This window comes from Streptomyces sp. NPDC002490 (assembly GCF_040296045.1).
In the GTDB taxonomy this organism is placed as follows: Bacteria; Actinomycetota; Actinomycetes; order Streptomycetales; family Streptomycetaceae; genus Streptomyces.
Map to the genome: position 1 here is coordinate 26,346 of NZ_JBEOWM010000003.1, position 18,424 is coordinate 44,769.

General features: G+C 70.5%; 21 protein-coding genes, 3 pseudogenes and 1 CRISPR repeat array (1 of these 25 running past the window's edge). Of the genes and pseudogenes, 14 read left to right on the forward strand and 10 right to left on the reverse strand.

The genetic code is table 11. The features are described from left to right. A CRISPR array of direct repeats spans positions 1–444; the repeat unit is 29 nt; unit sequence GTTTCCAACCCACCAGGGCTGATGAGGAC; it begins 299 nt to the left of the window's first position. A gap of 335 nt (positions 445–779) precedes the next feature. Continuing rightward, positions 780–1,676, reverse strand: a complete 897-nt coding sequence (locus tag ABT092_RS02400) for a D-alanyl-D-alanine carboxypeptidase family protein (protein WP_351238878.1) — start codon at positions 1,674–1,676, stop codon at positions 780–782. 259 nt (positions 1,677–1,935) lie between these two features. On the opposite strand from ABT092_RS02400, the gene ABT092_RS02405 reads away from it, so the two are divergent. The 3 genes from ABT092_RS02405 to ABT092_RS02415 all read left to right on the forward strand — a co-directional run bounded on the left by ABT092_RS02405 (position 1,936) and on the right by ABT092_RS02415 (position 4,543). Next, a complete protein-coding gene (locus ABT092_RS02405; protein ID WP_351238880.1) occupies positions 1,936–2,673 on the forward strand; it encodes a GntR family transcriptional regulator in 738 nt (245 codons plus the stop codon). After that, a complete protein-coding gene (locus ABT092_RS02410) occupies positions 2,670–4,028 on the forward strand; it encodes an MFS transporter (RefSeq protein WP_351238882.1) in 1,359 nt (452 codons plus the stop codon). Before ABT092_RS02405 ends, ABT092_RS02410 begins: the two co-directional genes overlap by 4 nt. Before the next feature lie 128 nt (positions 4,029–4,156). Next, on the forward strand, positions 4,157–4,543 hold the full coding sequence (locus ABT092_RS02415; protein ID WP_351238884.1) for a VOC family protein: 387 nt from the start codon (positions 4,157–4,159) through the stop codon (positions 4,541–4,543). 92 nt (positions 4,544–4,635) lie between these two features. Here the strand turns inward: ABT092_RS02415 and ABT092_RS02420 are convergent, their stop codons facing one another. From ABT092_RS02420 to ABT092_RS02430, 3 genes are read right to left on the reverse strand one after another with little or no spacing between them, the layout of a single operon-like run. Then, a complete protein-coding gene (locus tag ABT092_RS02420) occupies positions 4,636–4,953 on the reverse strand; it encodes a hypothetical protein (RefSeq protein WP_351238886.1) in 318 nt (105 codons plus the stop codon). Then, entirely contained in the window at positions 4,950–5,243 is a 294-nt protein-coding gene (locus ABT092_RS02425) for a hypothetical protein (protein WP_351238888.1), read from the reverse strand. Before ABT092_RS02425 ends, ABT092_RS02420 begins: the two co-directional genes overlap by 4 nt. Continuing rightward, on the reverse strand, positions 5,240–5,701 hold the full coding sequence (locus tag ABT092_RS02430) for an ATP-binding protein (protein ID WP_351238890.1): 462 nt from the start codon (positions 5,699–5,701) through the stop codon (positions 5,240–5,242). The genes ABT092_RS02425 and ABT092_RS02430 overlap by 4 nt, the downstream gene beginning before the upstream one ends. Positions 5,702–6,012: 311 nt before the next feature. Between ABT092_RS02430 and ABT092_RS02435 the strand changes: the two genes are divergently transcribed. The 4 genes from ABT092_RS02435 to ABT092_RS02450 all read left to right on the forward strand — a co-directional run bounded on the left by ABT092_RS02435 (position 6,013) and on the right by ABT092_RS02450 (position 8,029). Further along, the gene (locus ABT092_RS02435) at positions 6,013–6,885 is read left to right on the forward strand and encodes a helix-turn-helix domain-containing protein (protein ID WP_351238892.1); all 873 of its coding nucleotides are present in this window, start codon (positions 6,013–6,015) and stop codon (positions 6,883–6,885) included. A 5-nt stretch (positions 6,886–6,890) separates the two neighbouring features. Further along, a complete protein-coding gene (locus tag ABT092_RS02440; protein ID WP_351239273.1) occupies positions 6,891–7,091 on the forward strand; it encodes a DUF397 domain-containing protein in 201 nt (66 codons plus the stop codon). A gap of 134 nt (positions 7,092–7,225) precedes the next feature. Further along, positions 7,226–7,423 (forward strand): DUF397 domain-containing protein, encoded by a 198-nt coding sequence (locus ABT092_RS02445; protein WP_351238894.1) that lies wholly within the window; start codon positions 7,226–7,228, stop codon positions 7,421–7,423. A gap of 156 nt (positions 7,424–7,579) precedes the next feature. Next, positions 7,580–8,029: an NUDIX hydrolase gene (locus tag ABT092_RS02450; protein ID WP_351238896.1), complete on the forward strand. Its 450-nt coding sequence runs from the start codon at positions 7,580–7,582 to the stop codon at positions 8,027–8,029. On the opposite strand, the gene ABT092_RS02455 is transcribed toward ABT092_RS02450, so the two are convergent. The 3 genes and pseudogenes from ABT092_RS02455 to ABT092_RS02465 form a co-directional block, all read right to left on the reverse strand. Next, the gene (locus ABT092_RS02455) at positions 8,010–8,276 is read right to left on the reverse strand and encodes a hypothetical protein (protein WP_351238898.1); all 267 of its coding nucleotides are present in this window, start codon (positions 8,274–8,276) and stop codon (positions 8,010–8,012) included. The genes ABT092_RS02450 and ABT092_RS02455 overlap by 20 nt on opposite strands. Next, a pseudogene (locus ABT092_RS02460) lies at positions 8,273–9,023 on the reverse strand (AAA family ATPase). The gene ABT092_RS02455 and the pseudogene ABT092_RS02460 overlap by 4 nt, the downstream one beginning before the upstream one ends. Before the next feature lie 287 nt (positions 9,024–9,310). Next, positions 9,311–9,841 carry a helix-turn-helix domain-containing protein gene (locus tag ABT092_RS02465; protein ID WP_351238900.1) on the reverse strand — a complete coding sequence of 177 codons (531 nt, stop codon included), beginning with the start codon at positions 9,839–9,841 and terminating at the stop codon, positions 9,311–9,313. Positions 9,842–9,973: 132 nt separating this feature from the next. Here ABT092_RS02465 and ABT092_RS02470 point away from each other — a divergent pair, with 132 nt between their 5' ends. Further along, a complete protein-coding gene (locus ABT092_RS02470; protein WP_351238902.1) occupies positions 9,974–10,465 on the forward strand; it encodes a YbaK/EbsC family protein in 492 nt (163 codons plus the stop codon). Here ABT092_RS02470 and ABT092_RS02475 read toward each other — a convergent pair. Both ABT092_RS02475 and ABT092_RS02480 read right to left on the reverse strand, forming a co-directional pair. Beyond that, the gene (locus tag ABT092_RS02475; protein WP_351238904.1) at positions 10,431–10,865 is read right to left on the reverse strand and encodes a spore germination protein GerW family protein; all 435 of its coding nucleotides are present in this window, start codon (positions 10,863–10,865) and stop codon (positions 10,431–10,433) included. The genes ABT092_RS02470 and ABT092_RS02475 overlap by 35 nt on opposite strands. A gap of 133 nt (positions 10,866–10,998) precedes the next feature. Beyond that, positions 10,999–11,937 (reverse strand): helix-turn-helix domain-containing protein, encoded by a 939-nt coding sequence (locus tag ABT092_RS02480; protein WP_351238906.1) that lies wholly within the window; start codon positions 11,935–11,937, stop codon positions 10,999–11,001. A 294-nt stretch (positions 11,938–12,231) separates the two neighbouring features. On the opposite strand from ABT092_RS02480, the gene ABT092_RS02485 reads away from it, so the two are divergent. Beyond that, on the forward strand, positions 12,232–13,191 hold the full coding sequence (locus ABT092_RS02485) for an alpha/beta hydrolase (RefSeq protein WP_351238908.1): 960 nt from the start codon (positions 12,232–12,234) through the stop codon (positions 13,189–13,191). A 299-nt stretch (positions 13,192–13,490) separates the two neighbouring features. Next, positions 13,491–13,694, forward strand: a complete 204-nt coding sequence (locus ABT092_RS02490; protein WP_351238910.1) for a hypothetical protein — start codon at positions 13,491–13,493, stop codon at positions 13,692–13,694. On the opposite strand, the gene ABT092_RS02495 is transcribed toward ABT092_RS02490, so the two are convergent. Beyond that, positions 13,684–14,508 (reverse strand): maleylpyruvate isomerase family mycothiol-dependent enzyme, encoded by an 825-nt coding sequence (locus ABT092_RS02495; protein ID WP_351238912.1) that lies wholly within the window; start codon positions 14,506–14,508, stop codon positions 13,684–13,686. The genes ABT092_RS02490 and ABT092_RS02495 overlap by 11 nt on opposite strands. Positions 14,509–14,748: 240 nt before the next feature. Between ABT092_RS02495 and ABT092_RS02500 the strand changes: the two genes are divergently transcribed. The 4 genes and pseudogenes from ABT092_RS02500 to ABT092_RS02520 all read left to right on the forward strand — a co-directional run. Next, entirely contained in the window at positions 14,749–15,549 is an 801-nt protein-coding gene (locus ABT092_RS02500) for a carbon-nitrogen family hydrolase (RefSeq protein ID WP_351238914.1), read from the forward strand. Positions 15,550–16,013: 464 nt separating this feature from the next. Next, positions 16,014–16,115 (forward strand): annotated as a pseudogene (locus ABT092_RS02510) (IS5/IS1182 family transposase); the annotation flags it as partial. Between the two features lie 400 nt (positions 16,116–16,515). After that, entirely contained in the window at positions 16,516–17,364 is an 849-nt protein-coding gene (locus ABT092_RS02515; RefSeq protein ID WP_351238916.1) for a hypothetical protein, read from the forward strand. An 845-nt stretch (positions 17,365–18,209) separates the two neighbouring features. Continuing rightward, positions 18,210–18,326, forward strand: a pseudogene (locus tag ABT092_RS02520) (carbon-nitrogen family hydrolase); the annotation flags it as partial. Positions 18,327–18,424: the final 98 nt, after the last annotated feature.

The following is an 18,424-nucleotide window of genomic DNA, read 5'->3' on the forward strand; positions in this document are numbered from 1 at the left end:
GCTGGCCACCGCGCACTCGGCGATCGGGTTTCCAACCCACCAGGGCTGATGAGGACACGGGGAGTTCCGGGAGGGCATGACGGTGCGGGTGTTTCCAACCCACCAGGGCTGATGAGGACACGGTCGACACGGTGACCGTGTCGGCGGACCGGCCGTGTTTCCAACCCACCAGGGCTGATGAGGACCCGCCGCGGTGATGCGCCGCGCGGCTCAGCTGATGGCGTTTCCAACCCACCAGGGCTGATGAGGACGGGTACGCCGTCTGTGGGGGCTTCGGTGGCGGCGCGTTTCCAACCCACCAGGGCTGATGAGGACGATGGAAGGGGTGGTGCCCAGCCTGCCCAGGACTGTGTTTCCAACCCACCAGGGCTGATGAGGACTACATCCTGGTCGACCACACCGTCACCGGGAACGCGTTTCCAACCCACCAGGGCTGATGAGGACCCGAGGGTAAAGCCGCAGCTCACCGCGCCCCCGAGCCGTGCCCGTAAGTCCGAGAGTGCAGCGAACCTCCGGTAGTGCATCACCGCAGGTCAAACGAGTGGCCGAACAGACGCCAGCGCTACCCTGCCGCCGTACTGACCGGCCTGGTGGCCTGCCGACCGACCCGGCTGACGGAGAAGGCGGCCAAGCCGCGGTTCCCCACCCACCGGCGCCGACGAGGTTTCCTTGCCACCACCGTAAGGGAAGCCCCCGTCCCCGTGCACCGAAACGGGCACAGGGACGGGGGCGGGACCCTTCAGGTGCCGGTGAACCGGAACCGAGTCACCGGGCGGGGGTCAACGGCGGAACGCGTAGTCCATCAACTTCTTGGCGTCCTTGGCGCGGTTGGCGTCCGAGGAGGACGTCAGCACGGTGCCGATGACGGTCTTGCCGTTGCGGGTGGCCGCGAACACCAGGCAGTACTTGGCCTCCGGGCCGGAGCCGGTCTTCACGCCGATGGCGCCGGAGTAGGTGCCCAGCAGCTTGTTGCTGTTGGTCCACTCCATGTTGCGGTAACCGCCGTTGCGGGTGGTGACCTTCTGCTTGGTGTACTTGGTCTTCACGATCGTGCGGAACGTGGAGTTCTTCATCGCACTGCTCGCGAGCTTCGTCAGGTCGCGCGGCGTCGAGTGGTTGGCGCCGTTGCCGATGCCGTCGAACGAGTCGAACTTGGTGTTGTTCATGCCGAGTCGGCGCGCTTCGGCGTTCATCTTGCCGATGAAGGACTTCACCCGGGCTGCCCGGGTGGAACCGGTGCCGAACTTGTCGGCCAGCGCGTACGCGGCGTCGCAGCCGGAGGGCAGCATCAGCCCGTAGAGCAGCTGGCGCACGGTGACCTTGTCGCCGACGATCAGCCGCGCGGAGGAGGCGGTGCGCGACACGATGTAGTCGCTGTACGCCTTCTGGATGGTGACCTTGGAGTCCAGGTTCAGGTTGCGCTGACCCAGGACCACCTTGGCGGTCATGATCTTCGTGGTGGAACCGGTGTTGCGCTTGGTGTCAGCGCTCTTGCCGTAAAGGGTGCGGCCCGTCGCGTTGTTCATCACGTAACCGCCCTTGGCGGTGACGGACGGCGGTGCCGGGGTGGCGGCGTGGGCCTGCGTCGCGGTCACGCCGCCCGCCAGCATCGCGCCCGCCGTGAGGGACACGGTGACGGCGGAGGCACGACGAATGCCCTTGATGCCTGTAGTCAACTTGAATGCTCCAAACGCCCCTGTAAGTACATGCGTGGTAGCGGCATGGAAAATACCGCGTCGAAGCAAGACGGCCGGGCGGCACGGAAGGATGCACGGAGAAGGTAAAGAGTTCGCCGCCTCCCACGAAAAATCTTCCCGAAGTCACTTTGTCGTCAAACGGCAGGAGCGACGGTCGCAGGCGCGGGCGGGAGTCGTACTGGTCCGCGATCCGGACGGTCCCTCCCCTCTGTCCCGCTGTTGTATCTAACCTGTGCACATGCCTGCTTCCGCCGCCCCGACCGCGCCCGTCCCGCAGACCGACGCGCTCGCGGACCCCGCCGGCACCGAGCCGGTACCCCGTCGCGCACCGTCCGGTGCGCCCAAGCCGCCCGCCGCCGACCGCGTCTACGACCACCTGAAACGTGCCGTGCTGGAGCGCCGCTACGAGGGCGGAACGCTGCTGACCGAGGGTGAGTTGGCCGCGGCGGTCGGGGTTTCCCGCACTCCGGTGCGGGAGGCCCTGTTGCGCTTGGAGGCCGAGGAGCTGATCAAGCTCTACCCGAAGAAGGGGGCCTTGGTGCTGCCCGTGTCCGCGCGGGAGATCGCCGATGTGGTCGAGACCCGTCGCCTGGTGGAGGAGCACGCCGTCCGCAAGGCCGTGCCCGCCCCGCCGGCCCTGCTCGACCGCCTCGCCGAGCTGTTGGCGGAGCAGAAGCTCCACGCGGCGGCGGGGCGGTTCGCCGAAGCCGCCGTCAGCGACCGGCACTTCCACGTGGAACTGGTCCGCAGCGGGGGCAACGAGATCCTGTCCCGCCTCTACGAGCAGCTCCGGGACCGCCAACTGCGCATGGGGGTCGCCGTGATGCACGCCCACCCCGACCGGATCGCCCGCGCCCTCACCGAGCACGAGGAGATCCTGGCCGCCCTGCGCGCGGGTGACGCCGAAGCCGCCGCCGACCTGGTGCACCGGCACATCGGCAGGGTCGCCGAACTCGCCCGGGGGGTCGACCGATGAGCGCCGGTCCGGTCGGTGCCGCCGGTGCCGCTTCCTCCGGTGTGCCGCCCGGGAAGGGAGGAGCGGGCCCGGGGGGCCGTCGGGCGGTGGCCGTCTGGTCGATCGGGGTCTCCGTCTACTTCGTCGCCGTCATCTTCCGCACCTCGCTCGGGGTGGCAGGCTTGGACGCCGGGGAGCGGTTCGCGATCGGGGCCTCCGCGCTCTCCGCGTTCTCGATCGTCCAACTCCTCGTCTACGCCGGCATGCAGATACCCGTGGGGCTGCTGGTGGACCGGTTCGGCACCAAGCGGGTCCTGATACTCGGGGCCGTCCTGTTCACGACGGGCCAGCTGGGCTTCGCGCTCGCGCCCTCGTACGGGACGGCCCTCGCGGCCCGCGTGCTGCTCGGCTGCGGGGACGCGATGACCTTCATCAGCGTGCTGCGCCTCGGCAGCCGCTGGTTCCCGGCCCGCCGAGCCCCGCTGATGGCCCAACTCGCCGGATTCGCCGGCATGGCCGGCAACCTGGTCTCCACCCTGCTGATCGCCCGACTGCTGGACGGGTTCGGTTGGGCCGCGGCCTTCGGCGGGAGTTCGCTCGCCGGGGTGGTGGTCCTCGTGCTGTTGCTGTTCCTGCGGGACCAGCCGCCCCGACCCGCCGCCCCCGACCGGGGCGAGGTCCCCGCGCCGTCGGCGACCGCCCCGCAGCCGGGCGTGCGCGGGCAACTGGCCGCCGCCTGGCGCGAACCCGGCACCCGGCTGGGGCTGTGGGCCCACTTCACCGGACAGTTCCCGGCGATGGTGTTCCTGTTGCTGTGGGGGCTGCCGTTCCTGGTGCGCGCCCAGGGGCTCAACCCGGCGACGGCCGGGAACCTGCTCACCCTGATCGTGGTGTCCAACATGGCGATCGGCTTGGTCTACGGACAAGTCATAGCCCGCTGTCACGCGGCCCGGCTGCCGCTGGTCCTCGGCACCGTCGCCGCCACCGCCACCCTCTGGGCGCTGACCCTGGCCTGGCCCGGGGAGCGGGCCCCGCTGGCCCTGCTGGTCGCCCTGTGCGCGGTGCTCGGCGCCTGCGGCCCCGCCTCGCTGATCGGCTTCGACTTCGCCCGACCCGCCAACCCGCCGGAACGGCAGGGCACCGCCTCCGGGATCGTCAACATGGGCGGCTTCGTCTCCTCGATGGCGACCCTGCTGGCCGTGGGCCTCCTGCTGGACCTGACCGACGGGTCGTTCCGGGTGGCGTTCTCCGCGGTGTTCGTCTTCCAGGCCCTCGGCGTCGTCCAGGTGCTACGGCTGCACCGCCGGGCCGCTCACCGGGAGCGCGAGTCGCACGCGGCGAGCCGGGTCACCACCGTCCACGTCCCGGCGGCGTAGCGGGGTCGCGGTCGTCGAGGAGGCCGGTCGAGTCGTAGCAGGCGGGCGGATGCCCAACGGTTCACGTGTGGAAGCGCTCCACCGGATGAGGACGGGGCCTGTCCTATTCCCGCCCTAGCGTCTGCTCCATGAGCACCGGAAACCCGACCGCATCCACGTTCCGCTACTCGGCGGTCACCTTCGACTGCCCGGACCCCGCCGAGCTGGCTCGCTTCTACGGCGAGGCCCTCGGCCTGCCCGTGCTCCTCTCCACCGACGACTTCGTTCTGCTCGGGCAGGAGGGCGCGGCCGGACTGGGGTTCAACCGGCTGCCCGACTACCGTCGCCCGACCTGGCCGGACTCGGACCAGGAGAAGCAGGCCCACATCGAACTGGGTGTCGACGACTTGGACGCCGCCCAGGCGCGGCTCCTCGCCCTGGGGGCCGTCAGGCCCGACTACCAGCCGGACCCCGACCGGTGGCGGGTCCTGTTGGACCCCGCCGGCCACCCGTTCTGCATCTCCACCCTGGTCTGAGACGGCCCGCGGACCGCGGCGACTCCGATCCCGCCCCCGAGTGCGGCGGCGCGCTCCCTTCCGCCCCACCGGGAGCACGCACCGCACACGGCTCACCACCGTCCACGTCCCGGCGGGGTGCCCCGCACCTCCCGGGGGCGGTGGCCCGGCCCACCGCCGAGCCGGGCCACCACCGGTGCGGTCAGGCTGCTGAAGCGCAGCATCCGGATCGCCCGTGCCGAGACGGCCACGGGACGGGGCGATTCGTCCCAGCTGGGTCCGGGGGCGAGGTCCGGGCCGCAGCGGGGGCAGGCGGCCCGGGTCCGCCCGCTCACCTGGACGGGGAGGGCGGCGGCGGTCCGCCGTGCGCAGCGCACGCAGCGGACCGTACGGGCGCGGGGCACCGGCACCGTCAGGCCCTCTCCGGTCACGCGGTTCTGCCCAGCACCCGTAGGCACAGGGTGTCGTCGTCCGCGTGGGTCAGCATCGCGGCCCGTACGTACGGGCGCACCAAGGCGATGTCCTCGCCGCGCAGCGGGGCGTACCGGGCGTGGACGTGCGGTGGGGTCGGGGTCGTCCAGGGGCGGGACCAGGGGTTGCCGCAGTCGTCGACGAGCGTGGGCCGGCGGGCGTGCCGGGGCCCCGCCGCACGGCGTCCGCCCGGCAACGCGCGGTCGGCAGGCCGGCGACGTCCGCACAGCCGTCGCAGCCAGGCCCTCATACGGCCGGTACGGGCAGCTTGCACCACACCCACCCCTCCCGGTCCACGCCCCAGGTCTCGGTCAGCGCGGCGACGAGCAGCAGGCCGCGCCCGCTCTCGTCGCTCGGCCCTGCCTCGCACACCCGCACCCGGTCGGTGCAGGCGGGGCCGCTGCGGACGGCCAACCGCACCTCGTCCCGGGCGCAGGAGATCCGGACGTGCACCGCCGTACCGCTCCCGTACAGCAGGGCGTTGGTGAGCAACTCGCTGACGAGGAGGCCCGCGTCGTCCTGAAGGCGTTCCAACCCCCAGTAGCGCAGCCGGGTTTCGGTGATGCGGCGCACCTGGCCGACCCACAGTCGGTCGGAGGGGGCGGGGTAGGTGCCCGGGCGGCCCGGGGTCCGTTCGAAGCAGAACGCGGTTTCCGCCGCAGGTGTTCTGGTGACCGCGGGCTCGGTGGTCGGGGGAGCGCTGGGCATGTGAGGGTGCCTTCTCTCGTACCGAGGGGTGAGGGGGACCCCGCAACGGGCCCTGGCCGGGGGCCCGCTGCACGCACACCCGTCCCTGGGGCGCGTGCGCGGGGGCGCATGAGTGCGAACCGGATGCGCTTTCCGTAATCGCTCGACTACAGTCCTGCATCACCGCCAACCACTGCAAGCGCAAGCAGGGTTGGCAGGAAATTGGCACATGCCAGCACGCGGACAGGATGTCCGAGCAGGTCGACAGAAGTCCTGAACAGGGGGGACGGACGCGTGCGGGGGGACGACACGAGTCAGGAAAGAGCACACACATGGCCGCTCGACGCGGGCTGACCTTCCGGCGCAGGGTTCTGGGAAAAGAGCTGCGAACCCTCCGGGAACGGCACGGCATCACCCTGAAGCAGGCTGCTGAGGCCCTCGGATTCAGCGAGACGAAACTGAGCCGGATCGAGTCCGGGCACAACAACCTCCCCAAGATCGAGGACTTGGAAGGGCTGCTGGATCGCTACGGCGTCACGGACGTCGACCAGCGGGAGACGATGCTGAGGCTGCACCGGGAATCACTCAGCCACGACCCTTACGTGAGCTACCAGTACAGCGTGCTGCCGAGCATGCCGATGTACGCGAGCCTGGAGGCGGACGCCCGGCAGATCCGGGCCTGGCATGTGATGTACGTGCTGGGTCTGCTCCAGTGCGAGAGCTACACCCGGGCGCAGTTCCTCGCAGCCAAGCCGATCGACGAGCGGACGACTCAGTTCGTCGAGAGCAACGTACGGCTGCGGATGGACCGCAAGAAGGCGCTGACCCGGAAGGACAGCCCCATCTCGCTGCACGCCGTCCTGGACGAGTCCGTGTTGCGGAGGGTGGTCGGCAGCCCGGAGATCATGAAGCAGCAGTACGCGGAGCTCCAGCGCTTGTGTACGTTGGAGAACGTGACGGTGCAGATCCTGCCGCTGGGCAACGGCTGTTACCGTTCGGGGAGTAACTTCACCATCATGGACTTCGACGCTCCGTTGGACCCGGTGGTGTGCCTGGACGCCGCCACCGGCGCCTCCTTCCTGGAGAAGGAGTTCGACCTCCAGCAGTACAACCGACAGATGGACGCCATGCGCAGCGAGGCATGGGGGCCTTCTGCCACCATCGGCTTCCTGGACCGACTCACGAAGGAAATCGACTCAGCGTGAACACCATGCACAGCAACCCCGAGCCCCGCGACGGACATCAATGGTTCAAGTCCTCGTACAGCAGTGAGAAGGGGGACACCTGCGTGGAGGTCGCCCTCCTCTCGCACAGCACGGGTGTTCGTGACTCGAAGGACCGGGAGCGTCCGGCGTTCTTCGTGGACCACGATGCCTGGCGCACGTTCGTGGGCTTCGCGACGGAGGCGTAGCCAGCACCTGTGGCGCGCGGCCGAAGTCCCGGTCGCGCGCCACAGCCGTACTCGGCGGGGGATAGCCCGGTGAGGTCTCGGGCAGGCTGGGTTCTAGCACCGTCGTCGAGCCTTGAAGGACAGGTGTACTTCCCATGACGGCAACCGAGTTCGACGTTTCCCCTCGCTGGTTCAAGTCCTCGTACAGCGGCGGGTCGGGCACCACCTGCGTGGAGGTCGCCCTCCTCTCGCACAGCACGGGTGTTCGTGACTCGAAGGACCGGGAGCGTCCGGCGTTCTTCGTGGACCACGATGCCTGGCGTACGTTCGTGGGCTTCGCGACGGAGGCGTAGCCACCACCGTGGCGCGTGGATCACCCCTGGGTGTCGACGTGCTCGTACTCGATACCACTGACGCCACGCCTACGGGCGTAGCGAATCGCCGCCGCTGTCCCCCTGCCAGGGGTAGCGTCGGCAGTCCCCCCGATTCGATGACCCCACGGTGAACTCATGAACACGGCAGCACCGGCAGCCCCCGTGATCGACACGCACGTGATCCTGCGCGACGGCGACAAGGTCCTGTTGTCGCAGCGCGGCGGACCGTACGGCTACGGTCGGTGGCACGCCCCCTCGGGGAAGCTCGACGCAGGCGAGCCGCTGACCGTGGGTGCGGCACGTGAACTGCGCGAGGAGACCGGTGTCGAGGTCGACCCCGCCCATCTGCGCCTGGTGCACGTGGTGCACCACCGGCAGGGCCCGGACGCCGAGCGCATCGGTCTGTTCTTCGAGGCCACCGCATGGGATGGCGAGCCCGTCAACCGCGAACCCGAGAAGTGCCTCGGCCTGCGCTGGTGGGCCGTCCACGAGCTGCCCGAGGACATCATCGAGTACCCCGCCGCCGGTCTGCTGGGCTACCTGCGGGGCGAGGACCGGGCCGGCCTCACCGAGCACGGCTGGTAGGTCCGCGGGGTGAGGACGATGCTGCGGCCGTCGGGCGTGACTGAAGCGTCGGTCCGTCCTCGGGGGCTCCGTCCGGGCTGTCCACAAGGGCGCTGATGGGGCGGTCGCGCCAGCCGAACACGGGCTCACCGGTGACGGTGAGGCCGAAGCGGGCGGCGGCGCGGTCGAGGTTCTGTCGCATCCAGAGGCGGAAGCGGCGGTCGGCCTCGGCGACCGCATCGGAGCCGGTGGCCGGGGTGGTGGTCACGGGACGATGTGGCGGAGGTAGGCGTTCGGGTCGCTCAGGTAGCGGCGCCAGTGGTCGACGAGTTCCAGGTTCTTCCAGGTGGTGCGGTGGAAGCCGTGGTCGCCGACTTCGATGACGTCCGCGCCGGGGGTGGCGGCGAGGACGGGCGAGTGGGTGGCGCAGACGACCTGCGCGCCGGTCTCGCCGAGTTGGTGCATCAGCCCGACGAGCTGGAGGTTCGCGGTGAACGACAGGGCGGCCTCGGGCTCGTCCATGACGTAGAAGCCGGGGGCGTCGAACATGGTCCGGAACATGGTGAGGAAGCCCTCGCCGTGGCTCATGGCGCTGGTGTCCTCGTCCCAGTACCCGGGGACGCCGCCGAGGTTCTCGGTCATGTCGAATGCGGTCTCGGCCCGGAGGAAGAAGCCCTTCTTGTGGCGGCGGGGCCCGGCGAGCATCCGGGCCCCGGCCCGGGTCGTGTCGGCGCGCAGCACTTCGCCGAGCGGGGTTCTTGTCGCGTCGGGCCGTCCGCGGAGCCGGGCGAGACGCCCGCCGTACGCGCGCGTCCAGCGTGAAGCTCTCCGCGATGGCCTCCACCAGCGTGGACTTCCCCGAGCCGTTGTCCCCGACCAGGAACGTCACCGGCCGGGTGAAGGCCAGCCCCTCGTCCAGGAGCTGGGCGACGGCGGGCACGGTGAACGGCCACCGAGCCCGCTCGGCCTGGTCGGGAGCCAATCCGTGCGGTACGGAGACCCGGTCGACGAACACGCTGCTCCTAGTCGTAGTTCGGCTGGCAGCCCCCGTTCGGCGTACAGGGACCCGCCCCGGTGGGCCAGCAGGAGGGGGCGCAGGCCGGTCCGCACGACGGCCCGCACTGCGGGTCGCACGGCGTAGAGGGGTACTGGTTCCCGTCCGTCGTGGTCACCGCGCGGGCGGCGAAGTCGGCCGCCAGCTCCGCCCGTACCCGCTGGGCCTCGGGGCCGGCCAGGATATCGGCCAGCTCGGCGTCCAACACGTTCCCGACGGGCAGCCAGCGGGAGGCGCTGCCCGAGGCGTCACCGCGGATGGCGCACGATCAGCACGGCCTCGACGTCTCCGTCGGGGGCCTCGTACAGGTGCGGGACGTCGGCGGGCCAACTGCCGTGTGCGCCGGGACCGATGAGTGCCGGTTCGGCGAGGGTGCCGATGCGGGCGGTGCCGGTGAGGACGACGAGGTGTTCCGTGGTGCCCGGGGCGTGTGCGGCGGAGTGCTGCGTGGCTCCGGAGTGGATGCGGATGCGGTAGGTCTCCGTGACGGAGGCGTCGGCCTCGAAACGGTCGAGGAGAACGGCTTCGACGGCGTTTCCCGAGACCTTCACGGGGGGCGCGAGGTCGTGCAGGACGGTGCTCAGCGGCACCCCGAGCGCGGTCGTCAGGGCGTAGAGGGTCTCCAGGGTGGGGTTGCGGCGCCCGCTCTCCAGTTCGGAGAGCGTCCCCTTGCCGAGGGTGGACCTGCGTGCCAGTTCGGAGAGCGACAGGCCCTGCGCCTCGCGCAACTCCCGCACCCGTGCGCCGACGTCGGCGGCGAGGTCGGCGGCGAGGTCCAAAGGGGTGCCTTCCCGGCTCCGGAGGGGGTCGGTTGATCCGGGCCCCTGGGGGTCCTATCGTTCCACACACAGAACGTTCCGTATATGGAACGTGAATGGCCGCTGATCCGCACCGTACGAAGGAGCAAGCGCATGGCACCCCAGGAAGGCACCACCCTGCCCACCCGCAGCGCGGAGGTGGCGCGGGTCCTCGCCGAGGCGGGCGTCACGGGCGAGGTGCGCGAGTTGGCGGCCTCGACGCGCACCGCCGCCGAGGCCGCCGAAGCCCTCGGGTGCGAGGTGGGCGCCATCGCCAACAGCCTCGTGTTCCTCTCCGACGAGGAGGCGGTGCTCGTCCTCACCAGCGGCCGGCACAAGGTGGACACCACGGCGCTCGCCGCCCGTTGGGGGCGCGGAAAGCTGCGCCGGGCCACTCCGGAGCAGGTGCGCGAGGCCACCGGGCAGGCGATCGGGGGCGTGGCGCCGGTCGGCCACCCCCGGGTCCTGCCCACCGTGGTCGACGCGGCCCTCGGCGACTACCCCCGGCTCTGGGCCGCCGCCGGCACGCCGCACACCGTCTTCCCGACCACCCTCGACGAACTCCTGCGGCTCACCGGCGGGGTGCTGCTCCCCGTCGGCCCCTGAGGGCAAAGGGGCGGAGTTCCGCGAGCCGGCGCACGAGCGGGGGCAGGACGGCGCCCGCCAGGAGGGCGGCGAGCGGGACGGCGAGGTCCGTCCAGGGGGCCCGGACGGGCTTGTAGGTGGCGGTGCCGTCCTTGATCTCGATGTAGCCGCGGGCGCGGGCGCCGCCGCCCGCCCCCAGGCCGGCGGGGTCGGCGCCGTCGGTCTGGGGGCCCGTTCCGCCGAAGAATCCGAAGCCGACGTCGGCGACGGGTATGACGGTGATCCCGTCGCGGGTGACGGGTTCGCCGAAGACGGCGGACACCGGTGCGCGGAGGCCGAGTTGAGCGGCCAGACGGTCCGTCGACCCTTCGGCCGGGTCGGTCCGCGGGACGGGACGGGGCGGGGAGTCGGAGCCGGTCATCGCAGTACCTCCGGGGTGGCGGGCGTGGCGGTGGCACCGAGCATAGAGGGACGTTCGGAGGTGGGCCGGGGCCGCTCTCCGGCGGCCCGGGCGTCACCGTCGCGCTCGGCGGCACCCGGCGCGGGGGACGGGGTCACCCGGGGGCGCCGGCGCCCCCGGTGGGGCGGTCCGGCGGGGTGGCGTCCGTGCGGTTCGCCGGGGCAGCGGTCGGGCTGGGCTGCGGGGCGGTCCAACTCGCCAGCAGCCGGAGCGCGTCGGCGGAGGGCGAGGACGGCTCGGCGGTGTACGCGAAGAGGGTGAGGCCGGCGGCGCTGGTGACGTCCAGGGCCTCGAAGCGCAGGGTCAGGTCCCCGACCAGCGGATGGTGGAACCGCTTGGTGCCGCCGCGGTGCGCCCGTACGTCGTGGGCCGCCCACCGGGTGCGGAACTCCGTGCTGCGGGTGGCCAGTTCCCCTACGAGCCCGGTGACGGCCTTGGAGTACGGCGAGCGGGCCGCCTCCACCTGCAACAGGGCCACCACCACGTCGGCGGCGCCCTCCCAGTCGGGGAAGGTCCGGCGGGCGCCGTCGTCCAGGAACACGAACCGGGCCAGGTTGGGCCGGCCGGCGGGGGTGCCGTCGTAGACGGGGGAGTACAGGGCCCGGCCCAGGTCGTTGGCGCCGACCAGGTCGAGGTGGGCGTTCTGCACGACCGCCGGGGCGCCGACCAGCGCGTCCAGCACCGCCTGCAAGCCCGGCGAGACCTCCGGGCGCCCGGTCGCCCGCCCCCGGGTCGGGCCCCGGCCGCGTCGGGCGGTGGCCGCCCGCGCCAGGTCGAACAGGTGTCCGGTTTCGATCTCGTTCAGCCGGAGCGCCCCGGCGACCGCGTGCAGCACCTCATCGGAGACTCCGGCCACGTTGCCACGTTCGATCTGCACGTAGTACTCGGCGCTGACCCCCGCCAACAGGGCGACCTCTTCCCGGCGCAAGCCCGTGACCCGGCGCCGGCCGCCCCCGGGCAGACCCACCTGCTCGGGGGTGATCTTGGCCCGGCGGGTCATCAGGAAGTCCTTGAGGTCCTTCGAGGTCTCCATGCCGTCCAGGCTAGGCACCTTCCGCCCGCCCCGGCAGGGTCTGCCGGTACCCCCCATCACCGCGCTCTCCCACCGGGGCGGTCGGAGGCGCAGGGTGGAGGTGTGGCCCGGACCGGCGACCGGCCGGGCACCCCGCGACGGAGCCGACCGCCCCGGAGCCGACCGCCGCGGAGCCGACCGCCCTCGCGAGCGCCGCGCCGCACGGCACCGGCGAGTGCCATGCCCCACGGCACCCGCGAGCGCAGCGGCTCACGGGCTCCGCGGGCCGGGACCGACGAGACCAGGGAGCACCCCGTGGACGCCATCACCTTCCCCAACGGCCCGATCACCATGGCGGGCCGACTGCACCTGCCGGCCGACTCCGACCCGCGGGGCCGCCACCCCGCGGTCGTCACCGTCCACCCGGGCGGCGGCGTGAAGGAGCAGACGGCCGGCCGGTACGCCGCGAAGCTCGCGGAGCGGGGCTTCGTTGCCCTCGCCTACGACGCCTCCCACCAGGGCGAGAGCGGCGGCGAACCGCGGTTCCTGGAGGACCCGGCGGCCCGGGTCGAGGACGTCCGCGCCGCCGTGGACCACCTCCAGGGCCTCGACTTCGTCGACCCGGAGCGCATCGGCGTGCTCGGCGTCTGCGCCGGCGCGGGCTACGCCGTCAGCGCCACCGCGACCGACCACCGGATCAAGGCCGTCGTCACCGTCAGCGCCGTGAACATCGGCAGCGCCTACCGCAGGGGCTGGACCGGGACCGAACCCGACTCCGCCGCGCTCCCCACCCTGCTCGCCGCGGCCTCGCAGCGCACCGCCGAGGCCGCCGGCGCGGAGCCCGCGTACGTCCCGTACGTGCCGGTGGAACCCGACGCGACCACCCCGCGCGACCTCGCCGAGGCCCACGACTACTACCTGACCCCGCGCGCCCGGCACCCCAGGGCGCAGAACACGATGCTGTTCGCCCGCTCGATCGGGAAGGTCCTCGCCTTCGACGCCTTCCACCTGGTGGAGGAGCTGCTCACCCAGCCGGTCCTGATGGTCGCGGGCAGCGAGGCGGGCTCGCTGTGGCACACCACCGAACTGCACGGACGGGTCCGCGGGCCGAAGCGGCTGGTCATCGTCGAGGGCGCGGCGCACATGGACTTCTACGACGTGCCGGAGTACGTGGAGCGCGCCGTGGCGGAAGCCGTGCCGTTCTTCGCCGAACACCTGGTCGCCGTGCCCGCCGAACCGGCCCTGCACGCCGCACCGGGCTCCGCACGGGGGTGACGACGGGAGGACCTAGCCGCTCCTCCGGCCCGACCGACCCTCCGGGTCCTCCCCGCCCTCCCTGTCCTCCCCGCCTTTCGCGCCCTTCGCGTCCGCCCGGCTCTCCGCGGTCACCGCGGTCACCGCGGAGAGCGGCTGCGTCCGCCGTGACCGCCGCCGCGGCCAGGAGCGCGAGGACCGCCACGACGCCGACCAGCGGCACGACGAGGACCGCCGGCCCGCCGGCCCCGCCCCACGACCCGGCCAGGCCGATCGCCCAGGTGGCCCCACCCGCCGCGTAGCCCGTCCGGCAGGTCGCCGTGAGCATCGGGACGGCCGCGGCGTGCCCCGCCGCCCAGGCCGGGTCCGAGGCCGTCGTCGCCCTGGTCCGGATGCCCACCGCGGAGTTGCGTCCGACGCCTCCGCCCACCACCCGGTTCCGCACCAGGTGCACCGCCCCGGCCAGCATCACCAGCCCGGTGCCGAACGTCCATCCCGCGACCGGGTCCACCGTCAGGGGGTGATCGAGAAGTTCCGCAGCAGTGCGGTGGCGAACTCCTGGTCGCCCTCCGTCTTGATCCGGTCGCCCGCCGACTCGGCGGTGATCCGTCCGCAGGCCAGCCGGGAGTACGTCTCCCAGTCGGTGCTCAGCGTCACCAGGGGGCCCAGCGAGGGGGCACCGTCGACGGAGCCGCGGCCCTCGGCGTTCACCCGCACGGTGCGCAGGAACTCCACCGGCCCGTGCACGTCGATCACCACCGCCGAGTTCGGGGGCGCGCCGGCGTCCTTGGCGACGACCTTGGGCAGCGCCTCCAGCATCAGGTCCCGCGTCACGTGCGCGCCGGGGGAGTCGAGGTTGCCGGGCCGGTCGAGGGCGACCCGCAGGTCCTGCTCGTGCACCCAGATGTCGAACGCGCGCCGGCGCATCGCGAACTCCAGGGTCTCCTCGGCGCCGAGCAGCCCGCGGACCTTCGCGTCGGGCTGGCGGTTCTCGTTGCGCAGCTGCCGGTTGCGCCGGATGACGGTGTACTCCAGCTCCGCCGTCATCTCCGGCCCGGTGTGGTGCCGGCGCACGTCGACCTGCATCTCCATGTACCGCTGGTGCTCGGTCTTCACGTGGTACAGGTCCCGCGGCAGGGTGTGGATGGGCCGCGGGTCGCCGAGCATCTCGCAGTCCAGGCCGATGACGTGGGAGACGATGTCCCGCACCGACCAGCCCGGGCACGGGGTCGCGCGGTTCCACTCCCCTTCCACGAGCGGCTGCACCAGCTCCGCGATCGCTTCCACGGAGTGCGTCCAGGCGTCGGCGTAGTTCTGAAGGCTGGGATGGAGACTCACGAGACCCCTCGGGCGTTGGTGCGTGCGGCGGGCTTTGCAGGCGGAACGGGCAGCGGTACTTCCGGTGGTGCGGGTCGTACGGCGCGTACCGGCCGTACGGGACGGATCGGGCTCGGGCACGGTCGGGGGTCCGGGGGCTCCCCGGAAAGGCACAGTACGCTGGTTGCGGGCACCCCGGCAGTGCTTTCGTGTGACGATCGTAGGCCGTGTCGACGGCCCCGATGCCAAGGCGGTGGTAGTGTGCGCGCCTCACTCATCCAGACCGGTGCGGACGACGCGGAGTCAGTCCCGTCCCGGCGGGCCCGGGTTGCGTCCCTCGTCCGCGGGCAACGCGGCGCGGACCTCGTGGTGCTCCCCGAGTTGTGGACGACGGGGGCCTTCGCCTCCGAGTCCTTCGACGCGGCCGCCGAGCCGCTGGAGGGTCCCACGTACGAGGCGATGGCGAAGGCCGCGAGCGACACCGGCGTGTGGTTGCACGCCGGCTCGATTCCCGAACGCGATCGTGACGGCACCCTCTACAACACGTCCCTGGTGTTCGCCCCGGACGGTTCCCTCGCTGCCTCCTACCGCAAGATCCACCGCTTCGGCTTCGACCGGGGCGAGGCCGTGCTGATGGGCGCCGGCGACGCCCTCGTCACCGTCGCCCTGCCCGGACTCACCCTGGGCCTCGCCACCTGCTACGACCTGCGGTTCCCGGAGCTGTTCCGGGGCCTGGTGGACGCCGGTGCCGAAGCCCTCGTCATCCCCGCCGGCTGGCCCGAACGGCGCCGGGGCCACTGGTCGCTGCTGGCCCGCGCCCGCGCCGTGGAGAACCAGAGCTACGTGCTGGCCTGTGGCTCCGCCGGACGCCACGCGGGCGTGGACCAGGCCGGGCACAGCGTGGTCGTCGACCCGTGGGGCGAGGTGCTCGGCGAGTTGCCGGACGCCGGGGACGCGGTGCTGACCGTGGACTTCGACCCCGCACAGGTGGCCTCCGTCCGGGAGCGGTTCCCGGCCCTGAAGGACCGTCGCCTCGGCGGGACCGGGACGCCGCGCGGGTAGCGGGCCGGCAACGGGTCCCTCGGTGGGGGCCGCCCGTGCGGCTCGGGCCGCTCGTTGCTGATCGTTTCAGAAGGGGATTCGGAGGCGTCGCAAGCAGATGATGCCGCAGGCGCGTTGGAGTAGTCCGAGGCGTAGATCTGCTCGTATCCCGTAGCGGATCCGGAGACGGCCGGCCGCACGGTCGCCCGGTCCAGACGGCTACCGAACGGCAGACCTCGGCGATGCGGGCACTCTTTCGCCGCGTGTTCCCCGAACCCGACACCGCCCCGGACGGCGCGCCAGCGCCCATCGACCAAGCCCGTAAACCGAGCGCCGCCACCACGCCGATGCCTCCCACGCCGACGCCGGTGCGGTCCACACGGAACCCGCCGCGGCAGACCACGCCGACGACTGCACCCCCGCAAAAGGATTTCACCGCCGGCCGCGCCCTGCCGTCATCGAAAGTGGCTCTGATCCTTCTTCACCAGTCAGTGAGTCTGCTCCGACGAGCCAGATGCTCCACCCGTCGCATCGGCACCATCGTCCAGGCCGTCCACACCCTACTGAACTGCAACTATTCAGGATGAAAGAGGCTCAATGAGACGGAAACTGAGACGGATGTCGGGGCCGACCTCGCTGGCATCCGATATTGCCCAGGCAAGCGAACTCGTCCTTCGAAAAGGCTGGGGGCCCGACCGTTCCGTGCTTCCTGCTCGACCTATCACGTCATTTCCGGTCCCTAGCTCTGGCGCATTCGGTTCACTGGCTCTCATATCGAATTTTTAGTGGATACTATCGGGCGTACGGCTATTGCCATGAAACGCGAAGCAGGTTACTATTTTTGGCCATTGGTGACCATTCGGGCGTTTGGGCTAGGTGTCGGCTTTACGTTTACTGCGCCTTGCCAGGCGAAACATACCTTCTTCGTGCTATCAATCCTGTATCATCCGTGGTCCGGCCCCACGTGAAGGGATCGCAAGGCGCAACATGCTTGACCTCCCGGCCATGCCAATTGGCCCTCAGTATATGATCATCACTCCAGAAATGGCCGACCTTTGGCTGACTCATTGTAACCCGGCAAGTAATCGAGTCCTCTCTGATACCGTTTATGAGCGCTACGCGAAAGCTATGTCCGACGGCGCATGGAGGACGACGCACCAAGGAATTGCGTTCGATAAAAATGGAATGCTGCTCGACGGTCAGCATCGACTGATGGGTGTCAAGCTCTCTGGCGTTTCGGTGGAAATGCTCGTAATTCCTTCGTGTGATGCTGAGACGTTTGACGTTCTCGATTCAGGGCACCGAAGGCAGGCTGCCCAGCTTCTTAAGATCCCTCACAGGGTAACCGTGGCCGCCGCCGCGCGAATTATCGGACAGATGTACAAGATGTGGGATCCTGTAACGCTTTTTGACGGATTCTATGACACAAAGGCTGCCACTTCCGACATTCTTAAAGCTGTCGCAGCATGGCCGGAGCTGACAACCATGGCTCCCATTTCTGCTGCTGCTTACAGGGCTTCGGGAATAAATCAGCCGACCCATCTTGTGGTACTCGCTCAAGCCGCTAGGACTGAATATTCTGGAAAGATCGACGACTGGGCTAGCGGTCTGATCTCGGGTGCCAATATGGATCAAAAGGACCCGCGCCTTGTCCTTAGGAATCGATTCTTTCGCGATCGGGTATTGCTCGGCACTAGCAGCGGGCGCCGCGCGTCCTACAATTTGATCGCGAAGTCGTGGAATAGTTGGGCTCAGGGAAAGCTGCTGGGAAGCCTTAAGTCCCTTGATGGTGAAGGGGTCATTCCTGTAATCGGAACCGAAAAGTTCCGACCGTAGTTTGCGCTGTCTCTGCGTATAGCCTGAGGCCGGCGGAGCGGCTTTGGGCGGGAGCTGCCATGGGGCGAGAGGCCGGGGGCCGTAAGCTGTGCGTGACTCGGGCGGTCTGTGGACCTGCCAGCCTCGAAGTGGGCCCCCGGTCTTGGAGGCTCGCCCCATGGTGGCTGCCCAAAGCCGCGGAGCCGACCCCCAGCCACAGAGGGTTTCCCCCCCAACGGCCCGCGACTCTTGCGCGGGCCGGCCGGGCCGGGGCTGGAGCGGGGCGTAGACAGGAGCGGCGGGCCCGGCCCTCTGATGAACTGCCCGCCTGAGAAGGGTGCCTGGATACGGTGGAGCAGCAGGCGGGTGATATCCGCCTGCTGCTCCGCAACCTCTTCGTTCATAGATGTCACTCGTTGACCTAATTGGGACACTTGTTCATGCCCTTGCGGTAGGCAGTGATGACGCCGATCTTCTGACCGCTGCCGGCATCGTACTGGCCGTCCGAAAGTCTTTCGTGCGTACTGCACGATGACGACGATCTCCACTTGGCGTCCACCGTTGATGGCACGGCCCCAGCATGCCAGGCGAGCGCCACTCGCCTTGTCGACTTTTCCGTTGAGGGCGCTGTTGACCACCTTGCACTTCCTGATGGTGTTTACCAGAACAGTGATTCCAGCCGAGGTAGCCATTGCCGACGCGAGTGGGTATTGCCCGACCATCCCAGTCCTTCTGCTCGCACTTCTTGCTCTTGTTCCAGTAAGGGGCGGCGGCATGCGTCGACGCAGTAGGGCCAATGAAAAGAGAGGCTGTCCCGACGGCTGCTCCGGCGAGCGTTGCGATCGGTGCTCGGCGAGTTGCCGGACGCCGGGGACGCGGTGCTGACCGTGGACTTCGACCCCGCACAGGTGGCCTCCGTCCGGGAGCGGTTCCCGGCCCTGAAGGACCGTCGCCTCGGCGGGACCGGGACGCCGCGCGGGTAGCGGTCCGCCTCCGCCGACGGGGGTTCCGCTCGTGCTGTCCGTGCCGCTGACCCGGTCGTGGGGGTCGCGCCCGACCTCGGGGTGTCAGGGGCGGGTCG

Bases quoted from the DNA above. Each gene is read 5' to 3' on its own strand.
- ABT092_RS02425 (WP_351238888.1), bottom strand. From the start codon at position 5,243: ATGAGGGCCTGGCTGCGACGGCTGTGCGGACGTCGCCGGCCTGCCGAC.
- ABT092_RS02440 (WP_351239273.1), top strand. From the start codon at position 6,891: ATGCACAGCAACCCCGAGCCCCGCGACGGACATCAATGGTTCAAGTCC.
- ABT092_RS02445 (WP_351238894.1), top strand. From the start codon at position 7,226: ATGACGGCAACCGAGTTCGACGTTTCCCCTCGCTGGTTCAAGTCCTCG.
- ABT092_RS02415 (WP_351238884.1), top strand. From the start codon at position 4,157: ATGAGCACCGGAAACCCGACCGCATCCACGTTCCGCTACTCGGCGGTC.
- ABT092_RS02430 (WP_351238890.1), bottom strand. From the start codon at position 5,701: ATGCCCAGCGCTCCCCCGACCACCGAGCCCGCGGTCACCAGAACACCT.
- ABT092_RS02410 (WP_351238882.1), top strand. From the start codon at position 2,670: ATGAGCGCCGGTCCGGTCGGTGCCGCCGGTGCCGCTTCCTCCGGTGTG.
- ABT092_RS02475 (WP_351238904.1), bottom strand. From the start codon at position 10,865: ATGACCGGCTCCGACTCCCCGCCCCGTCCCGTCCCGCGGACCGACCCG.
- ABT092_RS02470 (WP_351238902.1), top strand. From the start codon at position 9,974: ATGGCACCCCAGGAAGGCACCACCCTGCCCACCCGCAGCGCGGAGGTG.
- ABT092_RS02435 (WP_351238892.1), top strand. From the start codon at position 6,013: ATGGCCGCTCGACGCGGGCTGACCTTCCGGCGCAGGGTTCTGGGAAAA.
- ABT092_RS02515 (WP_351238916.1), top strand. From the start codon at position 16,516: ATGCTTGACCTCCCGGCCATGCCAATTGGCCCTCAGTATATGATCATC.
- ABT092_RS02450 (WP_351238896.1), top strand. From the start codon at position 7,580: ATGAACACGGCAGCACCGGCAGCCCCCGTGATCGACACGCACGTGATC.
- ABT092_RS02480 (WP_351238906.1), bottom strand. From the start codon at position 11,937: ATGGAGACCTCGAAGGACCTCAAGGACTTCCTGATGACCCGCCGGGCC.
- ABT092_RS02405 (WP_351238880.1), top strand. From the start codon at position 1,936: ATGCCTGCTTCCGCCGCCCCGACCGCGCCCGTCCCGCAGACCGACGCG.